Source organism: Gracilimonas sp., assembly GCF_040218225.1.
Lineage (GTDB): Bacteria > Bacteroidota > Rhodothermia > Balneolales > Balneolaceae > Gracilimonas.
The window spans coordinates 626,284-642,631 of the sequence record NZ_JAVJQO010000008.1; the positions used below are offsets into that span (position 1 = coordinate 626,284).

The 16,348-nt window shown below is 42.5% G+C and carries 13 protein-coding genes; 10 read left to right on the forward strand and 3 right to left on the reverse strand.

The window, feature by feature from the left end; genetic code table 11:
* Both RIB15_RS14125 and RIB15_RS14130 read right to left on the reverse strand, forming a co-directional pair.
* Window positions 1-1,383, reverse strand: coding sequence for a hemolysin family protein (locus tag RIB15_RS14125; protein WP_350202815.1), 1,383 nt, complete (start codon window positions 1,381-1,383; stop codon window positions 1-3).
* Between the two features lie 145 nt (window positions 1,384-1,528).
* The gene (locus tag RIB15_RS14130; RefSeq protein ID WP_350202816.1) at window positions 1,529-1,996 is read right to left on the reverse strand and encodes a single-stranded DNA-binding protein; all 468 of its coding nucleotides are present in this window, start codon (window positions 1,994-1,996) and stop codon (window positions 1,529-1,531) included.
* 285 nt (window positions 1,997-2,281) lie between these two features.
* On the opposite strand from RIB15_RS14130, the gene RIB15_RS14135 reads away from it, so the two are divergent.
* From RIB15_RS14135 to RIB15_RS14170, 8 genes are all read left to right on the forward strand, one after another.
* On the forward strand, window positions 2,282-3,913 hold the full coding sequence (locus tag RIB15_RS14135) for a DUF1800 domain-containing protein (protein ID WP_350202817.1): 1,632 nt from the start codon (window positions 2,282-2,284) through the stop codon (window positions 3,911-3,913).
* Window positions 3,914-3,933: 20 nt separating this feature from the next.
* The gene (locus RIB15_RS14140) at window positions 3,934-5,580 is read left to right on the forward strand and encodes a DUF1501 domain-containing protein (RefSeq protein WP_350202818.1); all 1,647 of its coding nucleotides are present in this window, start codon (window positions 3,934-3,936) and stop codon (window positions 5,578-5,580) included.
* Window positions 5,577-6,644: a WG repeat-containing protein gene (locus RIB15_RS14145; RefSeq protein ID WP_350202819.1), complete on the forward strand. Its 1,068-nt coding sequence runs from the start codon at window positions 5,577-5,579 to the stop codon at window positions 6,642-6,644. The genes RIB15_RS14140 and RIB15_RS14145 overlap by 4 nt, the downstream gene beginning before the upstream one ends.
* A gap of 12 nt (window positions 6,645-6,656) precedes the next feature.
* The gene (locus tag RIB15_RS14150) at window positions 6,657-7,700 is read left to right on the forward strand and encodes a WG repeat-containing protein (protein ID WP_350202820.1); all 1,044 of its coding nucleotides are present in this window, start codon (window positions 6,657-6,659) and stop codon (window positions 7,698-7,700) included.
* Window positions 7,701-7,958: 258 nt separating this feature from the next.
* The gene (locus tag RIB15_RS14155) at window positions 7,959-8,435 is read left to right on the forward strand and encodes a TspO/MBR family protein (protein ID WP_350202821.1); all 477 of its coding nucleotides are present in this window, start codon (window positions 7,959-7,961) and stop codon (window positions 8,433-8,435) included.
* 15 nt (window positions 8,436-8,450) lie between these two features.
* Entirely contained in the window at window positions 8,451-9,005 is a 555-nt protein-coding gene (locus tag RIB15_RS14160; RefSeq protein ID WP_350202822.1) for a DUF427 domain-containing protein, read from the forward strand.
* A gap of 71 nt (window positions 9,006-9,076) precedes the next feature.
* Complete coding sequence (locus RIB15_RS14165; RefSeq protein WP_350202823.1) at window positions 9,077-11,119, forward strand: S9 family peptidase; 2,043 nt, start codon at window positions 9,077-9,079, stop codon at window positions 11,117-11,119.
* 55 nt (window positions 11,120-11,174) lie between these two features.
* Window positions 11,175-13,202 (forward strand): monovalent cation:proton antiporter family protein, encoded by a 2,028-nt coding sequence (locus RIB15_RS14170; RefSeq protein ID WP_350202824.1) that lies wholly within the window; start codon window positions 11,175-11,177, stop codon window positions 13,200-13,202.
* 60 nt (window positions 13,203-13,262) lie between these two features.
* On the opposite strand, the gene RIB15_RS14175 is transcribed toward RIB15_RS14170, so the two are convergent.
* On the reverse strand, window positions 13,263-13,676 hold the full coding sequence (locus RIB15_RS14175; RefSeq protein ID WP_350202825.1) for a DUF1761 domain-containing protein: 414 nt from the start codon (window positions 13,674-13,676) through the stop codon (window positions 13,263-13,265).
* Between the two features lie 217 nt (window positions 13,677-13,893).
* On the opposite strand from RIB15_RS14175, the gene deoC reads away from it, so the two are divergent.
* Together deoC and RIB15_RS14185 are read left to right on the forward strand one after the other, a co-directional pair.
* On the forward strand, window positions 13,894-14,793 hold the full coding sequence (deoC, locus tag RIB15_RS14180; RefSeq protein WP_350202826.1) for a deoxyribose-phosphate aldolase: 900 nt from the start codon (window positions 13,894-13,896) through the stop codon (window positions 14,791-14,793).
* Window positions 14,794-14,841: 48 nt separating this feature from the next.
* The gene (locus RIB15_RS14185; RefSeq protein WP_350202827.1) at window positions 14,842-16,344 is read left to right on the forward strand and encodes an aldehyde dehydrogenase family protein; all 1,503 of its coding nucleotides are present in this window, start codon (window positions 14,842-14,844) and stop codon (window positions 16,342-16,344) included.
* The last annotated feature ends 4 nt before the right edge of the window (window positions 16,345-16,348 follow it).

The window sequence follows — 16,348 nt, forward strand, 5'->3', positions numbered from 1 at the left end:
TTATTCAGTAGGATGTTGAACTTCTTTAGGGCTATCTACTTTCACTCTTACCTTTTTGATCCGGTTATTTTTTACGGAGTGAACCGTGAGTTCAAGGTTTTTGTAGGTGATTCGCTCTCCTACAACCGGCAGGCTTTCCGTGAGATGGTAAATCAAACCTCCCAGTGTTTCAAAATCATCATCTTCCGCGGTTACTTCAGACTCCAGGATTTTTTCCATATCATCCAGATCAATCTTCGCATCAAAGATGTAGATTCCACTCTTAAATCGGGTATATAGCGTTTCTTCTTCGCCGGAATCGTCGGTTATATCTCCAACGATTTCCTCCAAAATATCATCCATGGTCACAATACCTTCGGTTCCGCCATACTCATCCACCACAATTGCTATATGAGTTTTCTCCTGCTGAAAATCGCGCAGCAGATCATCCAGTTTTTTAGTAGCTGGAATAAAAAGAGCTTTACGCGAAACGGTTTTCCAATTAAGAGAAGGCTCTTTTTTATCAGCATTCAGATAAGGCAGTACATCTTTAGCATAAAGGACCCCCACAATATTATCTAGGTCATTCTCAAACAGAGGCATTCTGGAAAGGCCATTTCCCCGAATTTTTGTAAGCACATCTTGCAACGATTCATCCAGAGCAACGGCGATTATATTCACCCTTGAGGTCATAATCTCGCGCACGGTGATATTTCCAAAACCAATCACATTTTCAATGATCTCACGCTCATCTTCTTTGATAGAGCCTTCCTGTTCGCTAACCTCGGCCATAGTCCGGATATCTTCTGACGTCATTTTACTGGCTGGCTTGGGAAGATATCGCTCCAGACTGATCGTGCTGTCTGCAATAAGTTTCGCAAACGGTTTCAGAAGTATAAATAAACTATAAATGAATGCGCTGTTTCCCCGGGAAACTTTCATGGGGTTATTGATAGCAATAATTTTTGGCGTGATTTCACTCAAAATCAAAATCATAAAGGTTAATACGATCACCTCTATAGAGAATACGATCACTTCTGAGAGCCCATATGCTTCAACAATATCGCCTGTAATTACCGCTGCCAGTACAGAAGCTATAATATTGGCAAATGTATTTCCGATTAAAATCGTAGCCAACAAACGGCGGGGCTTCTCAAGCATTTTTATGATCCGGTCGTCGGCTGATCCTAGCGTCTCGTCTTGCTTAAGATCTTGCATCCGATTAGATAAGGAGAAAAGGGCAACCTCAGAACCTGAGAAAACAGCTGAGAAGGCTAATCCCAGAAACAAGAAGAGTAGCTGAATCCCAAGTACAACAGGATCTAAACCATGTGCAGCTGCACTTTCGGTAAAAGTGAGAAGAGAGTCTTGAGCCAAACTGAAAGGATCTTCGATAGTATCCAATTACTGATTATTGATGATTGATTAAATGTAAGGACGCTTTCACTATCTTCAAAAATACAAGATTTTGGACTAACCTGATTGATAAATAAAAAAACGACACGAGAATTCCTCATGCCGTTTTAAATATAAATTTTATGCTTCAGACCTAGAATGGAAGATCATCATCCATATCATCAAAGTTGCTGTCCAATTCCACATTACTGCTCATTGGCTTTCCACCACCTTGATTTTGCGCTTGCTGCGGCTGATTTCCACTTGCCTGGTTTCCTCCGCCACCATTACCGCGGCTGTCGAGCATGACCATTTGCAGTGCCTTAATCTCAGTGGTATATCGTTTCTGTCCGTCTTTGTCTTCCCACTGCCGGGTTTGAATCGGGCCTTCTATATATACTTTTGAGCCTTTGCTTAAATACTGTTGGCAGATTTCAGCTGTTCTTCCCCATGCAACCACGCGGTGCCATTCTGTGCGTTCCTGGTATTCTCCATTGCTGTCTTTGAAGCGTTCGCTGGTAGCTATACTTAACGTAGCCACGGCTGTATTCGACTGTGTGTACCGTACTTCAGGGTCTTGACCAAGATTTCCGATTAACATTGCTTTATTGAGTGAACTCATAACGTATCCTGTTCTTTTTTGCTGTTTTGTTTGCAATGTAAGAGTTAGTTCAGAAGAATTCCTTACAAAAAAAATTATATCTATGGTTAATCATTAAGTCTTTACTTAATGATAAAAAATTATTTGAGCTTCAAAATATCCCGATATCACTGTTATACAATGAAATGCAGAAACCGGGAACCTTCTGCAATTTTACATCTATAAAAAAAGTGTCGACGATTTTGTAACACTTAACACTTCCCTTTTCTCTTATAGGTACAAAAGAGGCGAAAAAATTCGGAGCATATGATTAGTGAAGAAGTCAAAGAGGACTTGAGAGAGTTCCCTGGTAAGGCAAAAAATAGCAATCAGCAATTAGCTGGGTTGGAAACATATAGTGGAGCCTGGACAAAAACACAGGCTGCACATTTGGTAAGGCGAACTCATCTTGGCTTAAAAATCAATAACCTTAACTATGCACGCAGTTTTAACAATGCCACTGACGCCGTCAATGCTTTAGTTGATAACGCGATCGCAACTCCCTTGCCCGATGACCCTCAGTGGTTTAGCAACAGTAATTCTGGTGATGTTCAGGATGTATACGATATTCAGTTTCGCTGGATGGATGCCATGTATAATGGCGGGCTTCGTGAACGCATGAAGCTATTTTGGAGCAATCACTTTGCCGTTTCTTACAGCAATATGAATGCCCTGCCTGAAAAAGCCAGCAACAGCTATGCCAGCCATATGTACAAGTATTGGAAGCTGCTTCACGAATACAGCTTTGGCAATTTCAAAGAGTTTGTATCGCAAATGAGCAAAAACTCAGCAATGGTTTATTATCTGAATAATTACAATAACCGGGAAGGTCAGCCTAACGAAGATTTCGCCCGCGAACTGATGGAGCTTTTTACTCTAGGACCAAAGGACAAAAACGGTAACGATAATTATTCAGAAAATGATGTAGCTGAGGTAGCACGAGCCGTAACAGGCTGGCGGGTAAACGATGCCACCCTCAGTGGGTATTTTGATGAAAGCCGCTTTGACAGTTCAAGCAAAACTATTTTTGGAGTAGCCAGTAATTATGATCTGGATAGTGTGATAGACCTGATCTTTTCGATGAAGGAGCAGGAAGTAGCTTACTTCATATCCAGGAAGTTGTATGTGTTCTTTGTATCAGCCAAGCCCAACGAGGCAGTTATTTCTGAACTAGCTGATTATTGCATCGATCAGAATTTTGAAATTGGTGAAGTACTCAAGAAACTTTTGAGCAGCGCTCATTTCTACGAAGAGAATTTTTATGGCTGCCGGATTAAAAGTCCAACCGAGATTTTTATCAGCTATTTAAGAGAGCTGGAAATTACTCCAACCACTCAGCTGAAGGAATATATCCGACTGCGAATGCAAGGACTGAATGAAGAGTTACTACGCCCCGAAACGGTATTTGGATGGGCTGGTTATAATCCCCCTTATTCTGATGGTACCCCTGGGCATTACTCATGGCTCAATACCAACCTGATGCCTTCAAGGTGGGATAACCTGACTGATATTATTTATGGCTATGATAATTCGGGAAACCGATATGAGCCCATTCGTTTAGCAGAAAAAATATCGGATCCTTCAAATCCATTTGCTCTTGCTGAAGATCTGGCTGAGCATCTTTTGGCTCCGCCACTCAACACGGTTGGCGTCCGGAAAATTGACGAAGACTTTGCAGGTAATCCTGCTCTCCACCCCAGCACCAACGTAGCCGGGTTTAATTCATTCCCTGAATACAAGATAAACCTTGCCAAAATCTTACTGGGAACAATACCCTGGTATGAGTTTACGGCTAACAGTGACCAGGATGGTAATCTTTTCTATCAAGAGACCTTCTCCGAAGCAATCCGGCAGTATATCTCCTATTTGCAACAACTACCGGCTTACCAGCTCATTTAATCAAAAAAGCGTCAAGAAGCATGTGTAAAAACGATCATCATAATCCAAAGTTATCCCACGACCGCAAAGGGGCAAGCCTTGAAGACAAGGAAGCCCACAAACACGATCATGAGAACTGGAGCCGCCGTAGTTTTTTGAGTACGCTTGGTTTTGGAGCTATTGGTTCTTCCATGATTTTAGGGGGAATGCCAGTCAGTACCTTTGCACGATCAAAATTTTTCAACCGGCTTTCACGTGCCAATAACGACCGTGTACTGGTACTGATTCAGCTCAGTGGAGGTAATGACGGACTCAACACCATCATCCCTGTTGAAAACGATATTTATTACCAAAAACGACCAACTATCGGTATCCGAAAGCAAGACTCTATTTTACTGAGTAATGAAATTGGGATGCACCCGGCCATGAATAACCTCGAATCATTTTGGGGTGAAGGCAATATGGCGGTGATTAATAATGTTGGGTATTCTAATACTAACCGTTCTCACGCCCGGGCTACTGATATCTGGACAACCGGCAGCGGCAGCAATGATGTCGAAAATACTGGCTGGGCCGGACGCTTCCTTGTTGAAGACAACCCTGACTTCATATTGAACCCACCTGAGTTTCCTCTTGGAGTTCGTATTGGCGGTTCTGCTACTCTTTTTCAAAGTGAATTTGGGAATTTAGGAGTCACTTTTGGAGGAGCCAGTCAGTTCACTCAATTCCTGGAGCAGGGTGGTTTCTATGATGAAAACAATGTGCCACAAAATGACTTTGGTGATTCCCTGTCTTTTGCCCGGAAAATTGCCAATTCATCATTCAAATATCTTGAATCCATTCAGGAAGCCGCCGATAACGCCACGAATATAGGTGAATATCCAAATTCATCACTTGCACAAAGCCTGGCAGTAGTTGCCCGATTAATAAGAGGTGGTTTAAATACCAAGCTGTTCCTCGTTTCCAAAGGCGGGTTTGACACTCATAATAATCAGGGAGGGACCGAAGGCGGACATGCCAACTTATTGGCCGACATTGCCAATTCTGTAAATGCTTTTTATGCAGACCTGAGCAGTGATAACCTTCATAACAAAGCTCTGACGATGACATTCTCCGAATTCGGCCGTACGCTCGATGAGAATTCCTCAAACGGAACTGATCATGGTTCTTCAGCCCCTGTAATGGTCTTTGGCCCGGTTAATGGTGGACTTTACGGCAACCACTCAGACTTAACAAACCTCGATAATTCTGGCGATCCGGTGTTTAGCACTGATTATCGATCTGTTTATACATCCATATTAGATGACTGGTTTGAATTAGGTGACGAAGAAACCGACTCCGTGATTGATGGGAGCTTTGGTAAATTGGATTTTGTGGATTCAACGGTCACTACCCCTACCAGCAACACTAAGGGTAACGGCCCTTCTTCGTTCAAACTGGATCAGAATTACCCGAACCCCTTCAATCCAACAACTACCATATCGTTTTCACTGGCAAGCTCTGCTAATGTAAAACTTCGTGTTTATGATATTAAGGGAAGCCTGATTCGAACGATAATAAACGAACGAAAATCGGCTGGTGAATACAGCATTCAGTTTAATGCGTCCAACCTGCCAAGTGGCACCTACCTGTACAAACTCGAAACTCCTACCGGTACTCAAACCAAAAAAATGACTTTAATCAAATGACATACTCAGCAAAACAACAACTCAAGCCCAAAATACTTTCGCTGCTGCTTATCGCCCTTTTTGGCATTGTGCTGATGACCGGTTGTGACTTGGTGAATTCAGTAGCAGGAAATGATGACAAAAAAAATAATGACGCCAAAACTATTTATCCCGTCTTGCTTAATTCGAATTGGGGATTTATTTCCAATTCCGGCAATATAGTAATGGAGCCGCAGTTTGATTTAGCCAGAGACATGTCTGACGGTCTTGCTGCCGTACGTGAAGGCACTCTATGGGGATATGTGCAATCCAATCCGGCCCGACTTGTTATCGAAACCCAATTTACCAGTGCCGGGGATTTTGAAGACGGTCTTGCTCCTGTTCAGCTTCCGGGGCAGGCTTATGGTTTTATTGATGAAACCGGCAATTTTGTAATTGAGGCTCAATTCGACTTTGCTCAACCTATTTCAGAAGGTAAAGCGGCTGTTCGTATAGATGGACTTTGGGGATATATCAACTCTGATGGCAGTACTCTTGTTGAACCTCGATATAGTGATGCACGACCTTTCTCTGACGGACTCGCTGCCGTCGAAACCTTTGATGGATGGATTTACATTGATGACAAAGGCAATGAAAGCATCAATCCAACTTTCCAAATTTCCACAGCCGGGGAATTCGTTGATGGCCTTGCCCCTATCGAAACTACGGAAGGATGGGGATTCATCAATAAATCAGGAAGTCCTGAAATCACTCCTAAATTTGAAGAAGCCGGGCGCTTTTCTCAAGGACTTGCCTGGTTCAGAGATGGAGACTATATCGGCTTCATCAATAAAAATGAAGAAATTGTTGTAGAACCACAGTTTGCAGAAGTAAAGCCATTTTCTGAAAACATGGCAGCTATACGCCTTAGTAACGACTGGTTTTACCTGAGCAAAAATAGCAAGCTGATATCCATCACTGAACCCTTTGATAATGCAGAAAGCTTCAACAACGGTATTGCCCGTGTTCAGCTTGGTGACGATGACAATATCCGGTATGGTTATATCGACAAAAAAGGCGAATTCATTTGGTACCCAACCCGATAAATCAAGAAAATTATGAAACGTTTATTACTACTGTTCACTTTTGTACTTCTTTTTGCATCCTGCGATCTGGTAAATTCCCTATCTGGAAATGATGAAGATAATGCAGTGAAATTATATCCCATTTTAGTTGATGGTGACTGGGGATATATCAACCAGCAGGGAGAAATCATCCTTGAACCTCAGTTTCAAAACGCGGATGATTTCCATGATGGCCTAGCTGCTGTACGCGAATCATGGGGATGGAAATACATAAATTCCAAAGGGGAAATTAAAATCGAAGGCAACTTCAATAACATACGCAGATTTTCAGGAGGAAAAGCTGCTGTTCAATTCGATGGCCGGTGGGGATACATCAATCAATCCGGCAATTTTGTAATTAACCCAAAATTCAGAAATGCTTCCCGTTTTTCTGATGGCCGGGCTTTTGTACGAAGCATAGACTACTCAAACTACTTCTATATCGATGAAAGCGGAAATCGAATTGAATCGGTAGACCTTCCGGATAACATGGATTATGTGGAACAAAACGAATTTCGTGATGGCCGGGCTATGGTTCGTGATGATGATTTATACGGATATATTGACAAATCTGGTAATACTATTGTGGAGTTTAAGTATGCCGAAGCCCGCCCTTTTTCCAATCAGTTGGCCGCAGTGAGAATAAGCAACCGTTGGGGGTTTATCGGTAATAATGGTAACGTGTCCATTTCTCCTCAATTTATTAGTGTGGGTGATTTTGGAAATGGACTTGCTCCTGCCCGTTCAAGCTCCAACGCATTTGGGTATATCAATAAATCCGGAGAGTTTGTGATCAGCGAACAATTTCAAGAGGCTGGTACTTTTGCCGAAGAACGTGCTCCGGTTATGGTAAATAATAAATGGACATTCATCGATAAATCAGGTAACCAAATTACCACTCCAAAGTTTGATGAAGTAGAACCCTTTTATAATGGATTGGCAAGAGTTACCATCTACGTTCCTGTAGAAGATGAAATCGAAGAAAATTACGGTTATATCAATAAATCAGGTGATTATGTCTGGTTTCCAACCCGATAAACTTCACTCTATTTTGTAACAATTCAGGCTTTGTGAACTCCTGTAATAAAAACAAGATAGCTATGATTTCTGAACAAATTATATCTGACTACTCTGAACAGGAAAGTTATTATTCCGAAAAAATAATGCGGGCTAAAATAGCACTGCTATTTATCTCGGTCGCTGCGTTGATATTCTTCTCTTTCTAAATCAATTTTTTGGTTTTGGGAATTAGGTTTTCCTATCTGGTGTTGAGCACATCAAATAAGAAACTTCAAAATGAAAATTCCCTTCTGGGCCAAAATTATATTTGGCATCCTGATTTGTAATGCTGTTGGACTAGCTGCAAGCACCGTTACCCTGCCAGCTATAAGCTCTTGGTATACAGACTTAAATAAGCCTTTCTTCAATCCTCCAAACTGGCTATTTGGACCTGTTTGGACGGTTCTTTATATCCTTATGGGTATTGCCATGGCGGGAATCTGGCAAGTTGGGTTTTCAAATCCAAAAATAAAACCTGCCCTTACTTTCTTTGGACTGCAGCTGTTTCTGAATGGATTGTGGTCTTTTCTTTTTTTTGGTTTAAAATCTCCGCTTATTGCTTTCATCGAGATAAACCTATTACTTGTCCTGATCATTGTTACCTTTAAAAAATTCAGAGAAATTAAAACATGGACGGGTTGGCTACTGGCACCTTATATTCTTTGGGTTTCATTTGCTGCAATTCTCAATCTGGCTATTGTTGCACTTAACTAACTCTATTATAATTCAATGACAGATCTTCCAAGCTGGGCTAAATCGGGGCAATCACAGTGGGAGTATTATGGGCAAAAGCGTCCTAAATTCGCCCATAAACCCAAAGAAGGACAGGAATCGGTATGGGATTACCCCCGCCCCCCAAAAATTGTCACGGATTCAAGAGAAGTGCTGGTTATTTTCGCTGATAAGATTATTGCCAGAAGCACGAAGGCGTTCAGGATATTGGAAACAGCAAGTCCCCCTACTTTTTACATCCCCCCGACCGATATAAACTCAAAGTATCTGAGCAAAGCTAAAGGGGAATCTAAGTGCGAATGGAAAGGTGAGGCTATTTATTGGGATGTCATTGTCGAGGATAAAAAAGCACCCCGGGCTGCCTGGTCTTACCCAAAACCTTTTAGTGATTACTACAAAATTAAAAGTCACATAGCTTTCTACCCCTCTAAAGTTCATTGCTATGTAAACGGTGAACATGTGAAGCCCCAGCCGGGTGGTTTCTACGGCGGCTGGATAACTAAAGAAATTGTAGGACCTGTAAAAGGCGAATCAGAAGAGACCTATTTGTAAAGTCTTTTCAAATGTTTTCAGAACTGGTCTGAACCGAGTATTTTCTGCCATCCATTAAATCAATTACTACCATGATTAAACGATCTCCAATTCTAGCTATTCTGTTTCTTTCATTGCTGAGTATCTCAGTTTCTGCCCAGGTAGATGAATCCTATTTCGACTATATGGATTTATTTGACCTTCAAATGGTCAGCAGTCCTGAAATCTCTCCTGATGGAAATACCATCATTTATGAACGCCACCAATTTAACGTAATGACCGACCGGCGTTTTGTAAACCTGTGGAGTATCTCCTTTTCGGGGAATAACCACCGCCCGCTAACATCTGGTACCGATTATTATGGAAATGTAAGCTGGTCGCCCAGCGGAGATCGAATTACCTATACTTCCAGTAACGAAGGCTCGAACCAGATTTTTGTACGCTGGATGAGCTCAGGTGAAACCGCCTCCATCACGAACCTAACTGAAAGCCCGGGAAACCTGAGTTGGTCTCCCGATGGCAGCAAGATTCTTTTCTCGAAATTTGTTCCGGGTTCATCATCCCCCCGAATAGCAGATCTACCCTCTCCTCCTGCAGGTGCTAAGTGGGAGCAATCTGCAAAAGTGATAGACAAAGCTGTCTATCGTCGTGATGGTGGAGGCTATGTAGATGAAGGCTATACTCACCTTTATGTGATCCCTTCGGAAGGTGGTGCTCCAAGAAAACTAACATCCGGTGATTATGATCATGGCAGTCCAAGTTGGGCCCCTGATGGCAAACACATCATCTACACAGCCGATAAGAGTGAAGATGCCGATATGGATCCCAATAATGAGCAAATCTATTTATTGAATATAGAGACCGGTGAGGAAACACAAATCACAGATAAAAGAGGCCCACACAATAATCCTAAAATATCACCGGATGGTAAATTAATTGCCTATACAGGTTATGAAGATCAATTTCTGGGATACCAGCAGAGTGAATTATATATCATGAATATGAATGGCTCAAACCTGAGAAATATCTCAGAAGACTTTGATCAGGATATCTCATCTATTACCTGGGCTAACGACAGTAAGTCTTTGTTCTTCCGGTATGATGAAGAAGGAAACAGCAAAGTGGGAAATATCAAACTTAATGGAGATGTTACTTCGATAGCCCAAAACCTGGGAAGCCCATCTTCAGGAAGGCCTTATGGTGGGGGTAGCTATTCTGTGGCTAAAAATGGACGGTTTGCCTTTTCAGAGGTTTCGACTTCACACCCTACAGAGTTGGCAGCGGGACATTTTCCGACTAAAATGGCAAACAAAACTCTCACTAATCTCAATGGTGAATTTTTCAAGTCTACCAAAGTGGGTAATGTAGAAGAATTTTGGGTGGAATCTTCCGTGGACGATTTCCGGGTTCAGGGCTGGATCATTACTCCTCCCGATTTTGACCCAAATAAAAAATACCCGCTGATATTAGAAATTCATGGCGGACCCTATACCAACTATGGCTCCCGGTTCACACCAGAACTTCAGTTTATGGCCAGCCGCGGATATGTAGTCGTTTACACGAACCCTCGTGGCAGTACAAGTTATGGTGCAGAATTTGCCTCTTATATCAATCACAACTATCCAAGTGAAGATCACAATGACCTAATGGATGCCGTGGATTATGTTGTTGATCAGGGTTACATCGATGAAGATAATTTATTCATTACCGGAGGAAGCGGTGGCGGAGTATTAAGTTCATGGGCCATTGGAAAAACTGATCGCTTTAAAGCAGCAGTAGTAGCCAAACCAGTCATCAACTGGTACAGCTTTGTCTTAACTGCTGATGGCTCTCCTTTCTACAGCAAATATTGGTTCACCAAGAAGCCCTGGGAAGATCCGGAACAATACCTGGAACGATCTCCTATTTCGTTAGTTGGTAATGTTACAACTCCTACCATGCTTCTGACCGGAGAGCAGGATTACCGGACCCCTATGAGTGAAACTGAACAGTATTATGCAGCACTCAAATTACAAGGTGTGGATGCTGCTATGGTTCGCATACAAGGCTCTGGGCACGGTATTGCAGCCAAACCAAGCAATCTATTCCGAAAAGTAGCATATATCATTGGCTGGTTCGATAAGTATAAAAAATAGTATTCAGCCGTCAGCTTTCATTAATTAAAAACATACGCATTAAGTTTACTTAAAGATGCTCTTCGCAGTTAGTCTTCCTTTTTTAAATGAAATCGTTGCCCTTTTTCTGGTAAGCGTTTTGATTGCCTACATCTGTTATCGCATTAAGCTGGTACCTATCGCCGGTTTTTTGATTGCCGGTGTTATTATTGGTCCCAATGCGCTTGGTTTGGTTCAGGATCAGGAGTTGGTAGATATGCTGGCAGAAATCGGTATTATCCTGCTTCTATTTACCATTGGTATAGAGTTTAGCCTGGAAAAACTTTCGCGAATCCGGAACGCCATTTTTGTGGGTGGGGGATTACAGGTTTTATTAACGGTTGCAGCTGTCGTCGGTATCTTATTTTTCTTCGGTGTTGATTGGAAAGTGGGTATTTATACAGGTTGCCTGGTAGCTTTGAGTTCTACAGCTATCATTCTCGGATTATTCAGTGAACAGGGTAAAACCGACACCCCCGTTGGCAGGCTATCTCTGGCTGTCCTGATCTTTCAGGATTTGGCTATTATTGCTATGGTATTGTTGGTGCCCATTCTATCCGGACAAAGTGATTCTGTTACCGATCTGTTTTTTGTTTTAGGAAAAGCGGTGTTGCTCATCGCTGTTGTAGTTTTACTAGCCCGAAAAGTAGTCCCTTGGATACTGGAGAAAGTAGCTCAAACCCGGAGGCAAGAACTCTTCTTACTCACTGTAATCGCCATTTGTTTTGGCACAGCTGCTCTTACCAACCTTGCCGAAGTCAGTCTTGCACTTGGAGCCTTTTTAGCCGGACTTGTTGTAAGTGAAAGCCATTACAGTGATCATGCTATCAGCGAGATCCTACCGCTCAAAACCATATTCAATGCCGTTTTCTTCGTTTCTGTAGGGATGTTGCTGGATTTACAATTTGTCATCGAGAACCCATTACTGTTACTTGGAGTGGCGGCCGGTGTCTTATTGCTGAAATTTATTTTAAGCTCCGTCAGCTTGCTTACTCTTGGGTATCCTGTTAGGGTAGCAGCCGCTTCCGGTATTGTATTAGCTCAGATTGGTGAATTTTCTTTTGTTCTGGAGCGAGCCGGACGAGTAACAGGACTGACTCCCGCTGGATTTGGAGAAGTAGGCTCCCAAACCTTTATCGCCGTTTCGGTATTACTGATGCTCCTCACTCCTCTTTTTCTTCATATCAGTCCCAACATTGGCAACCTCCTGGCAAAAACACCGCTTAAGCATATCGGACAAAAAAGAAGAGAAACTACTACGGATGATTCTCATGCTGACCTCGAAGATCATGTAATTATTATAGGATATGGACCTGCAGGCCGAAACCTCGCCCGGGTTTTAAAGGAATCAGGCATCCCCTTTATTGTGATTGAGATGAATCCTCAATCTGTGAATGAGATGCACGAGAATAACATCCCTGCTATATATGGTGATGCCTCCCGAACACATATTCTCGAACATGCGCAGGTTATTAAGGCAAAGCTCTGTGTAATTGCCATAAACGATCCATCCATCAGCCCAAGAATTATTAAGCTGGCTAATTACTTAAATCCAACTATTCAGGTCATAGTCCGAACCCGATACTTGGCTGAAGCCGACTTCCTCGAAAAAGCAGGTGCAGACATCGTAGTTCCTGAGGAAATGGAAACAACTGTTCGCCTCTTCTCTAATGTGCTCAAAGCGTACATGATACCTGATGAGGAAATAGAACAGCACATCAGAGAGCTTCGGGCAGAAGATTACGAGATCATGCGTGGGAGTATTCAGGAAGCACATTTAATGGTGTTACAAGGACTTGATGAAGAAGGGCTTCACACACGAGCGGTGGTGGTTCGGGAAGGATCTTACGCAGCAGGACGCACACTCGCTGAATTGAAACTTAGAAATGAGTTCGAGATTACAGTACTGACTGTAAATCGGGGAGAAAAAAACATTGGAAATCCATCCGGTGACTTCAGGCTAGAACCGGGCGACCGTTTGGTTATGGTTGGACTTGCTACACGATTCGCTGACGCCGCAGAAATATTCCGAGAGAAAGAAAACCCATTAGAGTTCGAAGAATAAAAAATCAGCTTTCAGTAGTTATATCCATCAATACTGAAAGCTAAAAAAGCGAACCAAAACCTACTTCCAGGCACCCAGAATTAAGCCCATTAGGGTAAAAACTACAATCCAGAAGCTGCCGTTAATGAAAATATAGGTCCATGATTTTTGTTCATATAATGCATTCACACCTATAGCCGTGGCAACCCACCCAAAGCCGGTCAGAAAACCATAAAATGCACCATTACTGCCATTTATCATTTCGGCTGAAGCCGGATCTCCATAAAAGAACATAGCAAGGCAAAAGGCCATGATGAACTGAAATATCAGAGTAAAACCGAAAATTTTACCCATATTCCCATTTTGAGCGTCTTCTTCAGTCATCCCTACCGATGCCATCCACTTTTTGCCAAATAATGGGCCATACCATACAAACCCGATCGCGAATCCAACAAGCGAAGCTGCTACTACAGCCAGCCAATTTATTGCAGACATTTCCATGAATTTATCCTCATTTAATTAGTGTTTTTTGAAAGTTTCACCTATCCCAGATTCTTTATTACCTCATGAATCACAGGCAATTAACGAAATTTATGGTTTTAGCACAATTTCACTAAAATGAAATACCGAATATTCACTTTAATGGGATCAAGCTTTTGCCGAAGTTTTCTTACCTTCTGCCTCACAGTTATCAATGATTAAAATTCATAGCATGAAGTATCCTGATTTCAACCAAACCGTTCCTATCGACCATGTAGGTGTGGAGGAACGTGTTTCAAGGTTGAATAAGCGCAGCATCAAAAAAGATTCGAAAATCCAAGCGCTTAAAATGGCGCTGAGTATGATTGATCTGACAACCCTGGAAGGGAAAGATTCACCCGGAAAAGTGATTCAACTTTGCCAAAAAGCAAAACAACCCCACCCAGCCGTTCCGGATCTGCCAACCGTAGCTGCAATCTGCGTCTACCCAAATATGGTATCAGTGGCCAAAAATGCATTAAAAGGCACTGACATTAATGTAGCGAGCGTTGCAACAGCCTTCCCAAGTGGCCAATCTCCCCTTTCCATGCGGCTGGAAGACACTAAATTTGCCGTAGCTGAGGGAGCCGACGAAATTGATATGGTCATAAGCCGGGGAGCTTTTTTGAACGGTGAATATCAATTGGTTTTTGATGAGATCGCGGCCGTAAAAGAAGCCTGTGGAGATGCACACCTGAAAGTAATCCTGGAGACTGGCGAGCTTCATACCTACGAAAATGTGAGAAAAGCCAGTGACATCGCTATGCATGCCGGAGCAGATTTCATCAAAACCTCAACCGGTAAAATCAGCCCTGCAGCAACCCAGCCCGTTACCCTGGTTATGCTCGAAGCTATCCGTGATTTTTACTATGATACCGGAAAGATGATTGGTATGAAACCAGCTGGTGGAATAAGAACGGCGAAACAAGCCATTCAATATTTAGTTATAGTAAAAGAAACACTTGGAGCCGGCTGGTTAAACAAAGATTATTTCCGCTTCGGAGCCAGTTCACTTACTAACGACTTGTTGATGCAAATTGTAAAACAGCAAACGGGTCACTATCAATCTCTGGATTATTTCAGTAACGATTAATCCGCATTGAATTTCCATAAAAGAACTTTGAATTAAGTACCAACTAACATGTCTGACACTGAAACTAAAGAAGTTCCTTACAAACCAACTTCCCCAAACTCTAAACTGGATTTTGAATCCGTTTGGGAATACGCTCCGGCTCCTCAAACCTCTGACTTTGTGGAGGTTAAAGACCGTTATGATTTATTTATTGGTGGAAAGTTTGTGAAGCCATCAAAAGGTCGCTATTTCAAGAGCACCAATCCTGCCACAGCAGAGGAAGTCACAGAATTTGCTGAGGCCACACAAAAGGATGTGGATAAAGCCGTTAAAGCTGCCCGAAAGGCTTTTGAAGGAGAATGGTCGAAGATTTCTGCAAAAGAAAGAGGAAAATATATTTACCGCATAGCCCGGATGCTCCAGGAACGTGCCCGTGAATTTGCCGTTCTGGAATCAATGGATGGCGGAAAGCCTATCCGGGAATCCCGCGATGTTGATATTCCATTAGTTGCTGCTTACTTCTTCTATTATGCAGGATGGGCTGATAAACTTGAATATGCCTTCCCTGGCAAAAAGCCAAAACCCTTAGGCGTTTGCGGACAAATTATTCCATGGAATTTTCCGCTCTTGATGCTAGCCTGGAAAATCGCACCGGCTCTTGCTTGCGGAAATACGGTAGTGCTTAAACCTGCTGAAACAACTTCTTTAACAGCTCTTAAATTTGCTGAATTGGTTCAGGATTGCGGACTGCCGGAAGGTGTGGTTAACATCGTAACAGGAGCCGGGCAAACCGGTGCCGAGATCGTTAACCACAAAGATATTGACAAAATTGCATTTACCGGCTCAACGCAGGTAGGGAAAATCATTCAGAAGTCGCTGGCCGGAACCGACAAAAAGTACACTCTGGAACTAGGTGGTAAAGGTGCTCTTGTAATTTTTGAAGATGCTCCTATTGATCAGGCTGTAGAAGGTATCATCAATGCCATTTATTTCAATCAGGGGCATGTTTGCTGCGCCGGTTCCCGTTTACTGGTTCAGGAAGGTGTTGCCGATAAAGTAATCCAAAAACTAAAAGATCGCCTTGAGACTTTAGTAGTTGGAGATCCTTTAGACAAGAACACTGATATAGGAGCCATCAACTCCAAAGAACAGTTTGAGACCATCAATAAATACCTGGAACTCGGGGTTGAAGAAGGGGCTGATATCTACCAAAGTAAATGTGATATCCCCGAAAACGGATACTTCATCCGCCCTACCCTTTTTACTAATGTGTCACAGTCGAACCGGGTGGTACAGGAAGAAATATTTGGACCTGTATTAACAGTTCAAACATTCCGTACTGCAGATGAAGGAATCGAAAAAGCCAATAACACCCCTTATGGATTGGCTAGTGGTGTTTGGACTGATAAAGGTTCCAAAATCTTTCAAATGGGAAGTAAAATGAGATCTGGTGTGATATGGGCAAACACCTATAACAAATTTGACCCAACCTCACCTTTTGGTGGCTACAAAGAAAGTGGAGTTGGGCGCGAAGGCGGACTTCACGGATTGGCAGCCTACACAAAAATTTAATTTC